Origin of the sequence: uncultured Rothia sp. (assembly GCF_937976295.1) — a bacterium.
GTDB lineage: Bacteria > Actinomycetota > Actinomycetes > Actinomycetales > Micrococcaceae > Rothia.
The window spans coordinates 1-18,446 of the sequence record NZ_CALJRY010000369.1 but is presented as its reverse complement, the minus strand read 5'-3'; the positions used below and the strand labels follow the sequence as shown (position 1 = coordinate 18,446).

General features: G+C 62.9%; 15 protein-coding genes. 10 read left to right on the top strand and 5 right to left on the bottom strand.

Annotated elements, in window-relative coordinates; all coding sequences use genetic code 11:
- Positions 1–3: 3 nt before the first annotated feature.
- Positions 4–2,529: a DNA topoisomerase (ATP-hydrolyzing) subunit A gene (locus Q0216_RS09880; protein ID WP_298594971.1), complete on the bottom strand. Its 2,526-nt coding sequence runs from the start codon at positions 2,527–2,529 to the stop codon at positions 4–6.
- A 285-nt stretch (positions 2,530–2,814) separates the two neighbouring features.
- Here Q0216_RS09880 and Q0216_RS09875 point away from each other — a divergent pair, with 285 nt between their 5' ends.
- Together Q0216_RS09875 and Q0216_RS09870 are read left to right on the top strand one after the other, a co-directional pair.
- On the top strand, positions 2,815–3,408 hold the full coding sequence (locus Q0216_RS09875) for a DUF5998 family protein (RefSeq protein ID WP_005506389.1): 594 nt from the start codon (positions 2,815–2,817) through the stop codon (positions 3,406–3,408).
- Positions 3,409–3,452: 44 nt separating this feature from the next.
- Entirely contained in the window at positions 3,453–4,733 is a 1,281-nt protein-coding gene (locus tag Q0216_RS09870; RefSeq protein WP_298594969.1) for an alkaline phosphatase family protein, read from the top strand.
- Positions 4,734–4,862: 129 nt separating this feature from the next.
- Here Q0216_RS09870 and sepH read toward each other — a convergent pair whose 3' ends face one another.
- Positions 4,863–6,023 carry a septation protein SepH gene (gene sepH / locus Q0216_RS09865; protein WP_298594968.1) on the bottom strand — a complete coding sequence of 387 codons (1,161 nt, stop codon included), beginning with the start codon at positions 6,021–6,023 and terminating at the stop codon, positions 4,863–4,865.
- 326 nt (positions 6,024–6,349) lie between these two features.
- On the opposite strand from sepH, the gene Q0216_RS09860 reads away from it, so the two are divergent.
- The 5 genes from Q0216_RS09860 to Q0216_RS09840 all read left to right on the top strand — a co-directional run bounded on the left by Q0216_RS09860 (position 6,350) and on the right by Q0216_RS09840 (position 9,549).
- Entirely contained in the window at positions 6,350–6,649 is a 300-nt protein-coding gene (locus tag Q0216_RS09860; protein ID WP_005506382.1) for a DUF4193 domain-containing protein, read from the top strand.
- A 267-nt stretch (positions 6,650–6,916) separates the two neighbouring features.
- Positions 6,917–7,363 carry a dUTP diphosphatase gene (gene dut, locus Q0216_RS09855; protein ID WP_199774543.1) on the top strand — a complete coding sequence of 149 codons (447 nt, stop codon included), beginning with the start codon at positions 6,917–6,919 and terminating at the stop codon, positions 7,361–7,363.
- 77 nt (positions 7,364–7,440) lie between these two features.
- Positions 7,441–8,235: a DUF3710 domain-containing protein gene (locus Q0216_RS09850; RefSeq protein WP_298594967.1), complete on the top strand. Its 795-nt coding sequence runs from the start codon at positions 7,441–7,443 to the stop codon at positions 8,233–8,235.
- Positions 8,235–8,774, top strand: a complete 540-nt coding sequence (locus Q0216_RS09845) for an asparaginase (protein WP_298594966.1) — start codon at positions 8,235–8,237, stop codon at positions 8,772–8,774. Before Q0216_RS09850 ends, Q0216_RS09845 begins: the two co-directional genes overlap by 1 nt.
- A complete protein-coding gene (locus Q0216_RS09840; RefSeq protein ID WP_298594965.1) occupies positions 8,764–9,549 on the top strand; it encodes a DUF3159 domain-containing protein in 786 nt (261 codons plus the stop codon). Before Q0216_RS09845 ends, Q0216_RS09840 begins: the two co-directional genes overlap by 11 nt.
- A gap of 105 nt (positions 9,550–9,654) precedes the next feature.
- Here Q0216_RS09840 and Q0216_RS09835 read toward each other — a convergent pair whose 3' ends face one another.
- Together Q0216_RS09835 and Q0216_RS09830 are read right to left on the bottom strand one after the other, a co-directional pair.
- Positions 9,655–10,308, bottom strand: coding sequence for a TrkA family potassium uptake protein (locus Q0216_RS09835; RefSeq protein WP_298594964.1), 654 nt, complete (start codon positions 10,306–10,308; stop codon positions 9,655–9,657).
- On the bottom strand, positions 10,309–11,175 hold the full coding sequence (locus tag Q0216_RS09830) for a TrkA family potassium uptake protein (protein ID WP_298594963.1): 867 nt from the start codon (positions 11,173–11,175) through the stop codon (positions 10,309–10,311).
- 195 nt (positions 11,176–11,370) lie between these two features.
- On the opposite strand from Q0216_RS09830, the gene Q0216_RS09825 reads away from it, so the two are divergent.
- The 3 genes from Q0216_RS09825 to dxs all read left to right on the top strand — a co-directional run bounded on the left by Q0216_RS09825 (position 11,371) and on the right by dxs (position 17,676).
- Positions 11,371–13,521, top strand: coding sequence for an APC family permease (locus Q0216_RS09825; RefSeq protein WP_298594973.1), 2,151 nt, complete (start codon positions 11,371–11,373; stop codon positions 13,519–13,521).
- 193 nt (positions 13,522–13,714) lie between these two features.
- Complete coding sequence (locus Q0216_RS09820; protein WP_298594962.1) at positions 13,715–15,364, top strand: class I SAM-dependent RNA methyltransferase; 1,650 nt, start codon at positions 13,715–13,717, stop codon at positions 15,362–15,364.
- 239 nt (positions 15,365–15,603) lie between these two features.
- A complete protein-coding gene (gene dxs, locus Q0216_RS09815; RefSeq protein WP_298594961.1) occupies positions 15,604–17,676 on the top strand; it encodes a 1-deoxy-D-xylulose-5-phosphate synthase in 2,073 nt (690 codons plus the stop codon).
- Positions 17,677–17,829: 153 nt separating this feature from the next.
- On the opposite strand, the gene Q0216_RS09810 is transcribed toward dxs, so the two are convergent.
- The gene (locus Q0216_RS09810) at positions 17,830–18,372 is read right to left on the bottom strand and encodes a Rieske (2Fe-2S) protein (RefSeq protein WP_298594959.1); all 543 of its coding nucleotides are present in this window, start codon (positions 18,370–18,372) and stop codon (positions 17,830–17,832) included.
- Positions 18,373–18,446: the final 74 nt, after the last annotated feature.

Here is an 18,446-nt window from a genome sequence, read left to right as displayed (position 1 = left end):
CGCCTAGAAGAGCTTTTCACCCTCCGGGCTAACCGCCATCGCAGCAGAAACAGCCGCATAGTTCGGGCCCACAATGCCGATGCTCTGAGTAAGCATCACACCGGAACCGTCACGGGCACCGTGCTCGGTCGGCAGGGAACGAGCCACACCGCCGGAGGACGCCGCCTTCGCCGGGCCCACGCCCACCCACGCCAGAGCCAACTGGCTCTCACCGGTGAGGAAACGGTGCGCACGCACGCCGCCGGTTGCGCGGCCCTTCTGCGGGTACTCGCTCAGGGCGGTGACCTTGGCGCTCGCCAGGCCGTCCTTGCCGTTGGTGACGGTCACGACCTCCGCCGCGTCGCCGGGCGCGGTCACACCCAGGGCGATGACGCGGTCGCCGTCGGCAAGTTTGATGCCTGCGATACCGCCGCCGGTGCGTCCCTGCGGGCGAACCTTCGCCGCGTCGAAGGTCAGCAGTTTCGCGTCGCGAGTGACGAAGGTAAGAACCATGTCGTCGGTGGGGCAGGGGGCGGCGGCTACGATTTCGTCGCCGTCCTTGAGCTTCATGATGTCCCACTCGGTCTGGTTCAGCGGGTAATCCGGGTTGAGGCGCTTGATCACGCCGCCCGCGGTTGCCAGCGCCAGCACCGTGTTCAGCGGTACGAGGGCGACCAGCTTCTCACCCTTGGCGAGCTGAACCAGCTCGGTTGCCTTCACCGCCGTCGACATGGAGGGGGTGCCGCCGTTCTCGTCCAGCACCGCAATGTCCATGACGGACAGACGCACCATGCGTCCTGCGGAGGTCACGGCACCGATCTCACCGCGCGCGGTGGTCGGCACAATCGAGGCGAACACGTCGTGCTTGAAACGCTTGCCGGGATCCACGAGCGCCTCGCGGATGGGCTTGCCGGGGGTTCGTCCCATCATGCCGGAGGCGGAGAGCAGCGCCCAGCAGGGATCGTCCGCGATTTCGAGGGCGAGGCCCAGGCTCTTCTTTGCCTTGGACTGGGCGGTGACTGCCTCAATGGCGACCTGCATGTCGTCCTTGGTTTTGAGCTGGGTGCGGCGGTCGGTGCCGTAGCGTTCGGCGACCTCGGCGAGCTCGTCGGAGACCAGTTCGCGCAGTGCCGCATCGGAGCCGAGGATACGCTGCAATTCCGCGATTTCCTGCTGCAGGGTGTCGCGTTCTGCTTCCAGTTCCAGGCGGGAGTACTTGGTGAGCTGGCGCAGGCGCAGCTCCAGAATATGGTTCGCCTGGGTGTCGGTCAGGTCGAAGACGACCTTCAGCTTTTCGCGTGCCTGAGCGGTCTCATCAGACTCACGGATAATCTGGATGACCTCGTCAATGTCGAGGATCGCCACGAGCAGGCCCTCCACCAGGTGCAGGCGGTCGGTGCGCTTGCCCAGGCGGAATTCGGTGCGGCGGCGAACCACGTTCAGGCGGTGGTCAATGTACACGCGCATCAGGTCGAGCAGGCCGAGGGTCTGCGGCTGACCGTCCACGAGCGCCACGTTGTTAATGCCGAAGGAATCCTCGAGCGGGGTGTGCTTGTAGAGGGCGGCGAGCACCGCCTCGGGGTTGAAGCCGTTCTTGATTTCGATGACGAGGCGCAGACCGTTGGTGCGGTCGGTCAGGTCGACCACGTCGGAGATGCCGGTGAGCTTCTTGGAGTTGACGCCGTCCTTGATCTTTTCGATGACCTTTTCGGGGCCGACCATGTACGGCAGTTCGGTGACGACAATGCCCTGCTTGCGGGGGCTGACCTGCTCGATGGAGACCTTCGCGCGGGTTTTGAAGGTGCCGCGGCCGGTTTCGTAGGCGTCACGGATTCCACTCAGACCCACGATGGTGCCGCCGGTGGGCAGGTCGGGGCCGGGGATGAACTTCATGATGTCTTTGAGGGTCGCCTCGGGGTGGGCGATGAGGTGGCGGGTACCTGCGATGACCTCGCGCAGGTTGTGCGGTGCCATGTTGGTTGCCATGCCGACCGCGATGCCGGTGGTGCCGTTGACGAGCAGGTTCGGGAACGCTGCGGGCAGCACGGAGGGCTGCATGAACTGGTTGTCGTAGTTCGGTACGAAGTCAACCACGTCTTCTTCGAGGTCGGCGGTGAGCGCCTGCGCGGCGGGTGCCATGCGTGCTTCGGTGTATCGGGCGGCTGCCGGGCCGTCGTCGAGGGAGCCGAAGTTACCGTGGCCGTCAACGAGGGGTAGACGCAGCGCGAAGGGCTGTGCGAGGCGCACCATCGCATCGTAGATGGCGGCGTCGCCGTGCGGGTGGAGCTTACCCATGACCTCGCCGGTCACGCGGGCGCTCTTGACGTGGCCCTTGTCGGGGCGCAGACCCATCTGCTGCATCATGTAGAGGATGCGGCGCTGCACGGGCTTGAGGCCGTCGCGGGCGTCGGGGAGGGCGCGCGAATAAATCACCGAGTAGGAGTATTCCAGGAAGCTGGATTCCATCTCGGCGGATACGTCGATGTCGACGATATTCTCTACCACATCCACCGGGTAGTCGCTGACGGCGGATTTGGATCGGCGAGCCATATATCTCCTCGTGTCGGTGTGTTTTCGCTCCTCCTATTTTAGCGGGTGGGAGCGGGTCAGACGGGCTGGCTGGTCAGCGTCATCTGTGGGGTGCGCTAAGGAGGTCGCGGGGCTGTAATCGGAGCGTACCGGGGGAGTGCACGTCGTCATATGTGCCGGTATTAGCGTGGTCAAGTAGCACAGCCCGGCTGGAACCCTCTAAGGTAGAGGGGAGTAACACCTAACCGCCTTCATCGTGTGCGCCGACCGACGTCGCCTCATGAGGGCACGCACGAAAGAGGTACGATGTACGCCACCACCCCCGAACGCGAGCAACTGGTCGCAGACATTAAGCATGCCGGTTTCTACCCCGACCTCGTGCTGGAAGTGGTGGATGACGCGCTGGCGGGCATGAACCCGGACGCGCACTTCGTGCAGCATGAAACTCACTTCTCACGCGATGATTTTCACCGCCACATCACCGTGATGGTGCTCTGCGGTGAGCACGTCATCTTTGCGCACCTGGACGACCAGCACCTTGAAGGTGACGCGCAGGGTACCGTTGCGCATGTGAGCGTGGAGGCGGTGCACCTGAGCGCCCTGAACGCGGTCACCATCAGCTACGGTTTCAGCCAGCCGCAGGCGTACAACGCCGGTAGCACCGCCCCGACTGAGATTTCCTTCCAGATTGCCTGGACCGGTTCGCTGCACATGGAGCTGGCTCCTGCCGGTTGCCAGGATCCGCAGTGCAACGCCGACCACGGCTTCACCGGCGATGCGCGCCGCGAGGACATTGCGGTGCGTGTTTCTGCGACCGCTGACGGCCCGGAGTCGGTTCAGCGTGCGCAGCATTTTGCGCGTGCGCTGCACCGTGCCCGCATGTACGCAACCCGCCGATAAACAGCACCGATAAGCACCGCCGATAAACACCCCGAGAGGAACCTATGACGGCCCCGTCCCGCACCGAACAGCCCACTCTGCACGATGTTCTGGGCGCGCCGTTGCCCCCCGCGCCCGCCTACGGCAGCAATAGCATCGCCGATGTGCTGGAGTCCGCCTCCTCTCTGGTGGCTCAGCGAAGCCTGGCACGCCCCGCACACGCCCTGGATGCCGACCCTGCGTTCAACTCCGTAGCCGACCCGCTGAACCTTGCCGGTCGCCTCGCGGAGCAGGACGTTGATCCGGCGTCGTTCCGTCACGCCTGCGTGATCATGGTGGACGGTCTGGGTGAGCAGCTGCTCAACAGCTACGGCGGCTACGCGCCCGCCCTGCGTAAGACCCTGAACCTGGGCCCGCTGGACGCCGCGTTCCCCACCACGACCGCCGCATCCCTGACTTCGCTGGGTACCGGCACGGCACCGGGCGCGCACGGCATCGCCGGTTACGAGGTGCGCAACCCGGCAGGCAACGGGGGAGCGGGCTCGGTCATGAACCACCTGTCCGGTTGGGACCAGTCGGTGGACCCGCACGCCTGGCAGCCGCTGCCGACCGTGCTGGAACGCCACCACGAAAACCGCCGCGTGCTCACCATTTCGCTGGGTAAGTATCGCGGTACCGGCCTGACGGAGGCGGCGTTGCGCGGTGGCGACTTCGTGGATGCCGTCGGCTATAACGCCCGCGTCACTTACGCCCTGGAGGCGCTCTCCAGCCGCACCCCGACCACCGTGTACCTGTACTGGGGCGAGATTGACGCGGCGGGCCACCGCTACGGCGTGGGCAGCGACGAATGGCTGCAGCAGCTGGAGGAGCTGAACTCGGCGCTGAAGCGTCTGGCGGAGCGCGCCCCGGCGTGGGCGGCACTCTTCGTGACCGCCGATCACGGCATGGTGAACGTGCCCGAGCATCAGCGCATCGACTACTCGGGCGTGGAGGAGCTGACCCGCAACATCGCAATGACCGCCGGTGAACCGCGCGCCGTGCACCTGTACCTCGAAGACACCTCGGAGGCGGCACGCACCGCCACCGCTCAGCGTTGGGCGCAGTACTGGGGCGAGCGCGCCTGGGTGATTGACTCTCGCGAACTGATGCGTGCCGGCTACTTCGGCCCGGTCATTACGGATGCGGCGCGCGGCCGCATTGGCGACCTGATGGTGTGCGCTCGCGATGATTGGGCGCTGTACGATATGCGCCACTATCAGGAGCGTGCCCTGCACATGGTTGGTCAGCACGGTTCGCTCACGGACGCCGAGCGTCTGGTGCCGTTGCGTATGCTCAAGACTTTCTAAAGCGTTAGCGGGCACAGGCTGAGAAGATACAGAAAACCGCTGGTTATTCGGGTGAATAACCAGCGGTTTTCTGTATGTCTAGAAGCTCTTGCCTAGATGCCCTTTATTGGGTGGCGCGGGGGCGGTCGCTTACTTGCGGCTACCGAAGATGATGTCGTCCCATGCCGGAACGCTCACGCGCTGCTTCTTCGAGGAGGAAGGCTTGGGCTTCTCTGCGGGTGCAGGCTCGGGCTGTGCTTCAGCAGCGGGCGCCTCAGCGGCCTCAGCGGCCGGTGCGTCCTCGATGGGTGCCGCCAGAGCGAAGGATTCGACCGGAACGGAGTTAGCGGGTGCTTCCGAGTCCACAGCCAGCGGGTCAGTGGTTTCCACGGTGGTTTCTGCGGTGGGCTCGGGCGCTGCAGGAGCAACAGGAGCCGCAGGTGCTACCGGGGCGGCAGGCTCAGACGCAACAGGCGCAGCCGGTGCTACAGGCTCAGCGGGCTCGCGGTGCACGAACACCTCGGGCTCCTCAACCTGTGCCGGGCGCACCGAGCGGGCGCGCTCCAGAAGCTCCTTGAGCTTACGCTCGTCAGCGCTCTCAGATGAAGTAATGGGTGCCGGTGCGGGCTCGGGTGCCTTCGGCAGACGGGCGGGAGGAACCTCCACGGGAGCCTTCTTCGCGGCGGCGGCAACAGCGTCCTCACTATTGCCCATCAGGAAGTACGCCGCCTCATTCGAAGCGTACAGGCCCTGGTTCGCCGGGTTGTACACCCAACGCGCGGGGAAGACGACCTGCGCGGGCAGGTTCTGACGCACCGAATCCTTCAGCGCAATATCAACCTCAACGCGCCACTGGCCGTTCTCCTGCTGGCGGGTGGTCCAGTCCTGGGTTGCGTCCTCAAAACCGTAACGCTCGGAGACTTCCTCAATGCGGGCGCTCAGAGTCACGGGAATCTGCGCGGTACCCGAAGCGGAGCTGCGGCGGCCAATCTTCACGCTCTGAGCGGCACGAATAATGTGGGCACGCTCAGCAACAATCGGCCACTCGTAGCGGCGCACGCGCTCCGGCTCCCAACCGGACTCTTCAGCGATTTCCTCAACGGAGGCACCCTGACGGAAACGGGTCTGAATATCGCGCGGACCGAAGGTGCCCTTAGCGCCCAGACCGCGGGCGGGCTGAATACGGCGAGCCTTGGTGATGCTCGTGCGCAGGTTCGCGTCAATCGGCAGCAAGAAGCGGGTGCCGTCAGCAGACTCAAGCACCAGATTTTCGCCGTCATCGTGAACGCCAATCAGACGCAGTTCAAGCATGAGAACCTCCATAGGTGAACCGGACGCGTTCGTGAATGTGTTGCACGGAACGCAAACTACCTACCAGGGTACCGTGAAAGCGCGGTAAATCAGTAGCGGAGGCGGGATTTTCACCAAAAAAAGATGTACTTTTCGCACCGAAAAAGCTAAAATGTGACGCCGAAACAGTCCAAAGCCTACCCAGGATTAGACAAATAGGGTGCCAATGGTGAACAATACCTGGCATGCCGTCAGGGTTAATTACACACCAGCGGCACGTAGAGCACTCAATAAACCAGCGTGGCCTAGTCCAACACACAGCCACAGAACCAACGGAGCGTGAAAGTTTGGCAACTGATTACGATGCACCTCGCAAGCAGGACGAAGAGCAGAACGAAGAGTCCTACGAGGAGCTGAACGCCCGCCGTTCCGAGATGCAGTCCGGTGCGGTTGATGAAGACGAGAACAGCGCAGCAGAAAGCTTCGAGCTGCCCGGTGCTGACCTCTCCAACGAGGAGCTGAACGTTGTTGTGCTGCCCGCTCAGGACGACGAGTTCACCTGCGCATCCTGCTTCCTGGTGCGCCACCGCTCGCAGATTGCACGCGAAGAGGGCGGCCTGTCCTACTGCATCGAGTGCGAGGGCTAAAACTTTAGGGAAGGGCTAACACCCGCCCGACATACACCTCATGACGGGGCGAGTGCCGAGTGCACCCGCCCCGTTGAGCATGTGAAAGCGCGTATGTGAAAGTGAAAGCGCACGCAAGAACAGCGCCGCGTCGCACCCAACGCGGCACGCTGTGGCACACCATGACACGCGCTGAACGCGAACACGCAACGAAAACACCCCGCAGTAGAGCCTCAACACAGCGCGAGGTAATGGCACAGACACCCGCGAAAGGTTAGAGTATTGACCATGATGACCCCCGTAAACGTCCACATTAAGCTGCTCGACCCCGAGCTGCCCGCACCCGCCTACGCAAAGCCCGGCGACGCCGGCGCTGACCTGCGCTCCCGCATCGACTTCGAGCTGGAACCGGGCGAACGCGCCCTCGTCCCCACCGGCGTGGCAATCGCCCTGCCCGAAGGCTACGTCGGTCTGGTGCACCCGCGCTCCGGCCTGGCGATCAAGAACGGCATCACCATCGTGAACGCCCCCGGCACCGTTGATTCCGGCTACCGCGGCGAGCTGATGGTCACCCTGCTCAACACTGACAAGACCAAGTCCTTCCACGTGCAGCGCGGCGACCGCATTGCCCAGCTGGTCATTCAGAAGTACGAGCACGCGACCTTTACCGTGGTGGATGAACTGGAACAGACCGAACGCGGCTCCAGCGGCTTCGGCTCCAGCGGAATCCACTAGTCTGCTCTCACCGCGATTGCCGCACGAGAGAAGAGAAGAAACCCCCGCACCCCGCGTGCGGTGAAAGTAGGAATACCATGTTCGGATTTGGTAAGAAGAAGCGCGCCGAGGAGGCTGAAAAGGCCGCCATCGACAAGGCTGTCGCCGAAGAGATTGAGGAAACCAACGTCGAGGTTGAGGAGCTGAAGGAAGAGGAGAACTCTCCCGAGGTCATCAAGTACGACCGCGTCAACGGCCCGCACGACATTGAAGAAGTCACCGCCGAAGACCTCGAAGACTACGTCGACCTGGGTGCGCTGCGCATCAAACTGCTCGACGGCATGAACCTGCGCCTCGAAACTGACGACGTAACCGGCGCGGTGATCGCCGCAACCATCACCCGCGACGGCGCAACCCTGCAGGTGCAGGCATTCGCCGCACCGCGCACCACCGGCATCTGGGACGACATCCGTCACGACCTGACCGAGTCCGTCGCCTCCCAGGGCGGCAACGTCGAAATCTACGCCGGCGTCTTCGGTGCCGAGATGCTCACCCGCCTGCCCGCCGTCACCTCGGACGGCAAGCCTGGCGAGCGCATCGCCCGCTTCGTGGGTGTGGACGGCCCCCGCTGGTTCCTGCGCGGCGTCATCTCCGGCGCGGCTGTGCTCGGTGACGATAAGGCTGCCGCCTCCGTGGAGGAAGTATTCCGCACCGTCGTGGTGGACCGCGGCGACGACCCGCGCCCGCCGCGTGAACTGCTGCCCATGACTCTGCCCGCCGACCTGGTCGTTGCGGCTGAGGAAGAGCCCGCCGTTGAGGAAGAAACCGAGAACGAACACAGCAAGCTGCGCCCGATGCCTCGCCGCGGCCCTGAGATTACCGAGATTGGCTAATGCCTGAGTTCTCAAACTACCCGAGTGCGCTCGCGGTTCCTGAGGAGCAGATTCTTGCTCCCGGGTACCCCGAGCGCTTTCGCGTACGCCTTGCCGGACGCGTGGAGCAGGTGTGGTTGCCGACCGCCCAGGATAAGCCGATGTACCGCGCCGAGCTGGTGGTGGCTAAGTCGAAGCCTCTGCAGTGGTCGAGCCCGCTGGCGCTGATTGGTATGCCGATTGTGGAGCCGCCCGGTGAGGATTTCGAGGAGGAGTCCGAGGCCCCCGAGAAGCAGCACCATCTGAACACGGCATCTTTGGCGACCGTGGCGGTGCAGGAGCCGCACGAGGTGTCTTTCCCGCCCTATGCGCCGTTCAATCCGGGGGATAGGGTCATGCTCAAGTGGCAGGGCCAGCAGATGGTGCCCGGCGTGCATGCCGGTGCGCTACTGCGCTGTTCCGGGGTGGTGTCTGTGAGGGCGCATCAGCCGGTGATTTATAACCCGCGCTATGAGATTGTGCCGCAATTCTTTGTGGAGAAGGGAAAACATGAGCGCTGAGCAGTCTTCGACCCAGCCCGATCCGAACGCTAACCCCGCAACCAGCCCCGCAGATGCCCCGGCGCGGGAGGAGAATCAGCTGGCGCAGAGCCTGAGCGCCTCCATGGGCGCGAATATGCGCCGCACCGCTAACGGCGACGTGGATATTCTGCACGCTATTGGCGGCTGGCGCGGCCTGGTGGAATCCTCCCTGCCCGCGGTGGCGTTCCTGGTGCTGTTCACCGTGACGAAGGAACTGAACCTGTCCCTGATTGCGGCGTTGGCCGCGGCGGGCGTGTTCACGCTGATTCGCCTGGTGCAGGGTTCTAAGCTGGTGAGCGCGCTGACCGGTCTGGTGGGCGTGGCGATCTGTGCGTTTGCCGCGTACCGTACCGGTAATGCGAGCGACTACTTTGTGGTCGGTTTCTGGACGAACGGCGTGTACATTCTGGCGTATCTGCTGTCGATGCTGGTGCGTTGGCCGCTGATGGGCCTGATTTTCGCGGTCATTCGTGGTGAGGCGCTGAGCTGGCGCCAGAACCCGGTGCGTCTGCGCCAGTACATGCTGGCGACCTGGATTATTACCGTGCTGATGATGCTGCGCCTTGCCGTGCAGGTGCCCCTGTACTTTGCGAATAATGTGGAGGCGCTGGGCGCGACCCGCCTGATCATGGGTCTGCCGCTGTACGCTTTGGGCGTGTGGCTGGCGTGGCGTGTGTCGGCTCCCGAGGAGGCGCTGGTCAGCGAGGACGCCGAGGCTGAAACTGCCGAAGTTGACGGTTCAGAAAGCCGCTAACCCCACAACTTCATACATAGAAGAACTTCGTAGAAGTAGGCGAAAGCCCCGATCATCCTAAGGGTGATCGGGGCTTTCGCCTCCTCAAAAACTTACGTATAAACGCTATGCGAACAGTGCGCGGATCTGGTCCTCACCGGCAATGGTCGTGATGAAGAACAGCTCGTCGCCACCCTCAATCGCCACATCCGCACTGGGCGGGATCGGCGCGCCGTCACGCAGGATGGCGGTGAGCACCGTATCGACGGGCCACTGCACGTGGTCCACGCGGTAACCGATGACGGGGTGGTCATCCGGCACAGTGTACTCGGCAAGGGTCGCGCCGCCAGCCTGCAGGGTCAGCAGGCGCACCACGTCGCCGACTTCCACGGCTTCCTCAACGAGGGCGGTCATCAGGCGCGGGGTGGACACGGCAACGTCCACGCCCCAGGAGTCGTCAAAAAGCCACTCATTACGCGGGTTGTTCACACGCGCCACGGTGCGGGGCACACCAAACTCACTACGAGCCAGCAGGGACACCATCAGGTTTGCCTTGTCGTCACCGGTTGCGGCAACGACCACGTCCGCCTTGTTCGGGTGCACCTGGCGCAGCACGGACAGCTCGCAGGCGTCACCAATATGCCAGCGCACGCCGGGCAGATCGGCGCGTTTCTTGGCTTCGGGCTTGGAGTCGATGATGGTCACGTCGTGGCCGTTCATCATGAGCTCTTTAGCGATGGAGGCGCCCACGGAACCGGCACCAACAATGAGGACCTTCACTTACTTCTCACCTTTCGAGTGGTCACGATGGCGGCCGATGAGTTCGAGGGGGTCGGGCAGCTCCGGGGGAGTGTCACCGAGGTGGAATTCATGCTCGATGACGGGGCCGTCGTTGCGCTTCTGCTCGGCAGCTTTCTTCGGGGCGTGGTGTCGCTTGCGGTGGCCCGAGGCGGGGACGTACTCCGCCTCCGCTTCTTCGTCTTCAACGCGCGGCGGGCGGGAGAGAATGCGGGTTACTTCTGCAACGTCGTCGGTGCGCATCATAACGTGCACGCTATCGCCCTGCTGGTAGGCAGTATCGGGGCGGGGGAGCATGCCCTCACCGAAGCGGGTGATGTAGGCGATGCGCACCCCGGCAGCGTTTTCGATACTGGTCAGGGCGTGCCCTGCCCAGCCGTCGTCGAGCGGAATTTCGGTGAGCATGAGGCGGCCCGAGGGTTCACGGAAGTCGCCCTTGAGTGCCTGCTCGGGCAGCAGGCGGCGTAGCACCTGGTCGGTGGACCAGCGCACCGACGCGACCGTGGGAATGCCCATGCGCTGGAAGAACTCGGCGCGGTTCGGGTCGTACACACGCGCCACAACGTTCTTCACCTTGAACATTTCGCGTGCCACGCGGGCGGCAATAATATTCGAGTTATCGCCCGAAGAGACGGCGGCAAAAGCGTACGCCTCGGTAATACCGGCACGCTTGAGGGTGTCCTCATCGAAGCCAACACCGGTCACCAGGCGGCCCTCAAACCCCTTACGCAGCGGCTGGAACGCGCGTTCGTCCTGGTCAATGACGGCGACCGTATGCCCCGAAGCTTCCAGAGTGCGCGCCAGCATGACGCCCACGCGTCCGGCACCCATAATGACGAAGTGAGGCATACAACCCTCCGAATGTGTTGATGTTTTGTGTTGATAAGGCGTTACCGCCTACCTCTACCAGTGTAATGGGCGGGTGAGGTTCCGCGCCGAGGCTCCGTGATATTCCGTTCGCAACGCCCACAATTCGGGTGAATAAAATTGAGCTTTGAAGCCGCGACCGATAGCCTTAACAGCGTGAGGAATCGTTGGGATAAGATGCGCATCGCCCTGACCGGTCAGCCGGTCAGCACGCGAAATCTTTCGGCAGTCGCGCTGCCGAAGCGCTACGCCCTGCCTCTTTTCGGTGCCGACGGTATTTCCTCGGTCGCCTACGCCGCCGACCAGATGATCCTGACCCTTGCCGCCGCGGGTGCGTCGGCGCTCGCTTTTTCGCCCTGGATTGGTTTGGGTGTGGCGATGGTGGGTCTGCTGGTGATTGGCACCTACCGCTACAACATTAACCAGATCGCTTCCGAGGGCGATATTCAGCTGGTGCACCGCAAACTGGGTGCGCTGCCCTCGATTGTGATGGGTGCATCCTCGCTGATGGACTATACGCTCACGGTGGCGGTTTCGATGTCTTCGGCGTCCTCGTTTTTGGTGGCGCTGTACCCGCAGATTCAGGATTGGCGCACCCTCATCGCGGTGCTGCTCATTGTTGCCCTGACGCTGTTTGCGTTGCGCGGCGTGCAGCTGCTGGGCAAGATTGCGTACTGGCCGCTGTACGTGTTCTTGGCGCTGTTGGGGGTCACCCTCATCGTGGGTTGGATTCGTGCCGCCACCGGTACTCTGCCGCTGGCTGAATCGGCAACCTACGTGATTGTCCCCGAATACCAGGATTATGCCATGGAAGGCTTGGCGCTGATGTTGCTTCTGGCGCGTTCTTTCTCCGCCGGGTTGGTGGCGTTCTCGGGTGTTTCTACGATTTCTAATTCTGTGAAGTATTTCCGCCGCCCGAAGAAATATAATGCGGCGGTCACCATGATGCTGATGGGCCTGATTACTTCGGTCCTGCTGGTGAGCCTGCTCGGTTTTGCGGCGGCAACCCGCGTGCACATGGTGCACGATACGACCCGTTTCTTGTTCATTGACGGGCACACGCCGGGGGAGTACTTCCACCAGAAGCCGGCGCTGTACCAGGTGGCTTTGGCGATTTATCAGGGTGTTCCGTTCTTCGCGCAGTTGCTGGTGTTTGCCACGGTGGGCGTGCTGATTATTGCCTCGCTGACTGCGTTTACCGGCTTCCCGGTGATTGCCTCGTCGCTGGCTGATTACCAGTACCTGCCGGTGTTCTTCCGCAGCGTGGATTCGCGCGGCCTGTACGCGAACGGCGTGCTGGCGCTGTCTGCGATTTCTGTTTTCCTCACCACCGTTTTCGGTTCGGACGTGTACTCGCTGATTCAGCTGTACATTGTGGGCATGTGCCTGTCCATGGTGCTAGTGCAGCTTGCGGTGGTGCGCTACCGCATGCGCCTGCTACGTGTTACCTTGGCGCAGATGCCGCGCCGCGCCCTGCTACGCGATATTGCGGTCTCAGCGGTGGGTGTGATTGTGACCGCCGCGGTGCTGGTCATCGTCGTGGTGACGAAGTTCGCCGCCGGTGCGTGGCTCTCCCTTGGAATGATTGCCCTGATGGTTGGAGGTATGGTTGTGACTCGCCGCCACTACGATGCGGTGGATGCCGCCCTGGACATCCCCCTGAACGCCGAATCCGTTGCCGATGTGGCGGCACTGCCTTCGCGTGTGCACGCCATCGTGTACGTGGAGCGTGTGCGCCGCCCGGTGGTTCGTGCCCTCTCCTATGCGCGCGCCGGTCGTCCCTCCACGATTGAGGCACTGACGGTCAATAATGACCGCGCCGCCCTGGAAATCGTGAAGAAACGCTGGTACGCCCTCGGCATTCCGGTGCCGCTGTCGGTCATTGATTCGCCGTACCGTGACACGGTGAACGCTGTCGTCTCGTACATTCGCCGCCGCCGCAAGAAGTCACCCCGCGATATTTTGGTCGTATACCTGCCGGAATTCGTGGTGCAGCACTGGTGGCAGCGTCTTCTGCACCGCCGCACGGTGCGCCGCCTCAAGCGGGCGCTTCTACACGAGCCGGGCGTCATGACGGCAACCGTACCCTGGGCGATGCACGAGGATGAGGTGTATGATGAGATTTTTGATCAGCGTTTACACGGCGAAGAATCAACGGTAGAAGCAGAGGACTCAACGTCAGCTATCGCCCCGAAGATTACTCGTTCTGCCGGTGGTGGCCGTGAACTGATTCAGAGCAACCGCCACGCGGTGTACCGCGGCCGCCTGCACGAGGCAGACGCTACGGTGCAGGGCCGGAACAACGGGCGGAAGCGTACCGAGCGGTAGGTTTCTGCCCCGCCCGGCGCTGCGCTGTTCGCTTCGCTACTCGCTACGCAACTCACCCAAATAGCCCCTGATAGGGGCTGGACTTCGCCTTTTGCAAATGAGGAGGCGCCCATTGCGGGGCGTCGGAACCGGAGCAAAGGTACAATCCGGTGTAAAATAGTTCACATTAAGTGATTCTTTAGGAGACAATGCTGTGACTCACACTGCTACCACGCCTGCCGCCTCCAACAACGTAGACGGATACAGCGTCGGGCAGACCCTCACCGTCACCTGTGAGGCACCCGCGCACGGCGGTGCCTTCGTAGCGCGCACCGAACAGGGCGTCATCTTCGTGCGTCACGGCATCGTCGGCGAGCAGGCAGAAGTGCGCATCACCGCAATCGGCCCCAAGCGCCGATTCTACTTCGCAGACGTCATCTCCGTACCCGTACCCTCCCTGGCGCGCCGCCCCCACCCCTGGATCCAGGCGGATGCGCTCGCCACCGAAGAGGAACGCGCCGCAGCAACCGGCGTACCCGAACTGCTCGGCGGCATGGAATACGGCCACATCAGCCTGGCCGAGCAGCGACGCTACAAGACCGATATCGTTCGCACCCAAATCAACCGACTGGGCGGCCTGCCCCTCGAATCGCCCCTGCTGACCAACCTCATCGTTGAAGAGCTTCCCCTGCGCGATAACAACGAGGGCCTGTCCTGGCGTACCCGCGTGCGCTACAACGTGACCAAGGTCCGCATCCAGCCCGGCAACGAATCTGACAGCCAGAAGAACAGCGGCAAGAAGAGCCCCGCCGTCACTTGGCGCATCGGCATGCACCCCTACCGCGCCTCCCAGCCCGTGCCGGTTATCGACTTTCCCCTCGCCGCACCCGAACTGCGCAACCTGCAGCTTGAGAAGCTGAACCTGCGCGGCGTACGCGAAGTAGAAGCAACCGTCTCCTCCCGCGGCAGGATTCTCCTGCAGTTCATCGTCGACCCGCGCTTCTCCATCGAAGAAGTCGCCCACGACATCGAACAGCAGGCAGCCGACGCCTGGGGGCTACTCGCCAAGCGCAAAATCTCCCTCTTCTTCACCCCGCAGTCCACCTCCAACGGCAAACCCAAACGCGGCCGCCCCGGCTCCTCCCACAGCCCCTACCGCCGCGTACCCGAAGGCGACCAGCTGCTCGGTGCAGGCCTGCGTTCCGTCACCGAAGAAGTCACCTTCGGCTCCCGCCGATTCAGCTACCAGGTATCCGCCGGCGGCTTCTGGCAGATTCACCGCGCCGCCCCCTCCACCATGGTCGGAACCATGCTCACCATGCTCCGCCCGCAGGAAGGCGAATGCACCCTCGACCTGTACGCCGGCGCGGGCCTGTTCACCGCCGCGCTCGCGGATGCCGTGGGTGCAACGGGTACCGTCGTCAGCATTGAGGGTTCCCCGGTGACCCATAAGGATGCGCGCTCGAACTTCGCGCCGGATGGTTGCTCCCGCACCGAGAACTCGGCGGACACCCGCATTGAGGTGATTCGCGGTGATGTGGCACGCCACCTGGTGGACCTGAAGACTGCCCTTGAGTTTGGTGAAATCCCCGCCATTGATGCGGTGGTCCTTGACCCCTCCCGTGAGGGTGCGAACCGAACCACCCTGGAACGCCTGGATGCGCTGGACCCCAAGCGTATTCTGTACGTGGCGTGCGACCCGGCATCCCTGGGTCGTGACACCGGTATTTTGCGTGAGCTGGGTTGGGACATGGTGCAGCTTCGGGCGTTTGATATGTACCCGAATACGCATCATGTGGAGTCGGTGGCGCTTTTTGAGCGTGCTCCGGCGAAGCCTCGTCCGCGCCGCCGCCGCACCAAGTAGCGGGCAACAAGTAGCGCATAGCTAGTCGCCGTAACAAAGAAGCAAATAATCGCCGTGTTGGGCGGGTTGGGCTGTTCACCGGCCTGCCCACTAGGGGTTATTTCAGGCTGTTTTCGCTCAACCCAGTGCGTCTTGCTCTGCGGGCGCATAAATCTGCTTTTTGGCACTGTAAACGGTAGAATCATTGAAGAACCAACGCACGGAATGAGCCGTGCCCCGACCTTGAGGAGTGTGGGTGTATGCCCGCTGAAAACGCATTGCCGCAGGAGGAGACCCCGAATAGCGCCGCCGGTGGCGCACCCACCGCAGACTACAGCCTTGGCGATGGCGCCACCGCTAAGTTGCTCCCGGGTATTCAGTCTCCGGCGGATCTGCAGAACCTCAGCTACGAGCAGCTGGAGGAGCTCTCTAAGGAGATCCGCCAGTTCATCGTGACGAATGTGTCGGCGACCGGCGGTCACTTGGGCCCGAACCTGGGCGTTGTGGAGCTGACCCTCGGCATTCACCGTGTTTTTGAATCTCCCAAGGACGAGATTCTTTTCGACACCGGCCACCAGTCCTATGTGCATAAGCTGGTGACTGGTCGTCACGCGTTTAAGACTCTGCGTCAGAAGGGTGGCCTGTCGGGTTACCCGGATCGCGGCGAGTCTAAGCACGACATTATTGCTTCTTCGCACGCCTCCAGCTCGATTTCGTGGGCTGACGGTATTTCTCGCGCGCACAAGCTCAATGGTGAAGATGACCGCTACACCGTGGTTCTTATTGGTGACGGCGCGCTGACCGGCGGCATGGCGTGGGAGGCAGTGAACAATATTGCTGCCGACCGCACCCGCAAGGTCGTGATTGTGGTCAACGATAACGGCCGCTCCTACGCGCCGACCATTGGCGGTTTCGCGAACCAGCTGTCTGAGCTCAAGCACGGTGTGCAGCAGCAGGTGGATCGTGTGCGCCTCGATCACCGCTATGACAAAGCCCTGGATGCGGTGCGTATTGGCCTGCAGCGTGGCGGTCCCGTCGGCCAGATGGTGTACCGCGGCCTGCACGGCATGAAGGCAGGCATTAAGGACGTCGTCGTACCCAAGGGCATTTTTGAAGACCTGGGCATGAAGTACGTGGGCCCCATTGACGGTCACGACCAGCAAGCTGTGGAGAACGCACTGACCGCGGCAAAGAACTATGCTGGTCCGGTGATTGTGCACGCCATTACCGAGAAGGGCCACGACTACGCGCCCGCCCGCGCGAATGAGGACGACCAGTTCCACGCGGTGGGCCAGATTGACCCGCTGACCGGTGAGGATGTCTCTGCCAGCACCTCCGAGTCATGGACCGGTGTCTTTGGCCGCGAAATCGCAGATATTGCGGATGAGCAGGAGAACATCGTCGGTATTACCGGTGCGATGCTTATTCCCGTGGGTCTGCGTGAATTCCAGAAGCGCCACCCCGAGCGCGTTATTGACGTGGGTATCGCTGAACAGCACGCCGTGGCGATGAGCGCCGGCCTGGCGTACGGCGGTATGCACCCGGTGGTTGCCCTCTACGCAACCTTCCTGAACCGCGGCTTTGACCAGTTGCTCATGGATGTTGCCTTGCACAAGGCGGGCGTGACCGTGGTGCTGGACCGCTCCGGCATTACCGGCCCGGACGGCGCAAGCCACCACGGCATGTGGGATTTGGCGATGCTGCAGTTCATCCCGGGTCTGCACCTGGCGGCTCCGCGTGATGGCGCGACCCTGCGCGAAGAGCTGCGTGAGGCTGTAGCTATCAACGACGCACCGACCGTGATTCGCTACCCGAAGGGCTCCGTGGGCGAGGACATTCCCGCCCTGGAGCGTCGCAGCGACGGTGTGGACGTGCTGGCACGCACCGGTGAACCCCACCCGGAGACCGGTCAGCGTGACGTATTGTTCGTTGCCGTGGGCGCTATGGCTCGTGTGGCTCTGGAAGCTTCGAAGGTGCTTGCCGCCGAGGGTATCCAGTCCACCGTGGTTGACCCGCGCTGGGTGATGCCGGTGCCGTCTTCGGTCATTGAGTTGGCTCGTGATCACCGCATTGTGGTGACCATTGAGGACGGCGTGCGTTCCGGCGGTGTGGGTTCGCACATCCGCCAAGAAATGCGTGCGGCTGGTGTGGATACCGCGCTGAGCGAGCTGGGTCTTCCGTCGGAGTTCATTCCGCACGCTTCTCGCGAGCAGATTCTGGAGGAGGTCGGCCTGACCGCGGAGACCATTATCAAGGATTTGCGTGCGCAGCTGGCTGGCGATAAGGTGCCGTTCGCTCGTGAAGAGGGCCAGAAGCCGCGCCACACCCGCTAAGCACGCCCGCTAAGCGGTCGTGTACCTGGATGTGCCGCCTGAGCTTCTCGCAGTAGCGCGTCGCAATAGCAGGCGCTCAGCGACAAACCAAGAAGCCCTGCCCATCGATCGTGATGGGCGGGGCTTTGCTACACGTATTCTAAGCTGCCGGTTTTAGGAATTGTTAGTAGTGCCGCTGACGAAAAGCTTGCCGCCCTTCTCCTGCACCGGGTAGCTGGTCAGGGGTGCCTCCGCAGGGCCCTGCACGACCGAGCCGTCAGCTACAGCAAACTCGGATCCGTGGCAGGGGCACACGATACGGTTGGAGTCCTGAACCTGCACCTGACAGCCCTGGTGGGTACAGACGGTGCTGAACGCCTTGTATTCGCCTGAAGACGGCTGGGAGACGATAACGGTCGTGGAGCCGTGGGTCAGACGTGCTGCCTTACCCACACCCACTGCGGAGGCGGAACCTACCTCAACGGTGCCTTCGGGTGCGGTGACGTTGGAGTCACCCTCAGCGCAGGATGCGAGCAGCGCACCGGATGCGACGGCACCGGTGATAAGGGTTGCGCGGCGGGAAAAGACGCGCGCAGAAGATTCAGCCGCTGCGGTGTCGACTGCGTTAGATTCAGTTGCGTTAGATGCGACGGCGGCAGATGCAGTGGGGGAGGCGCATGCCTTCTGAGAGCGGCAGCATCCGTTAGGTGCGGGCATGGTGGTTCCTTTCGTGTACTCTCTCCACCCTATGCCGGTTTGGGATAAAAATCGAATGAGAGCAGGCTAAGCTT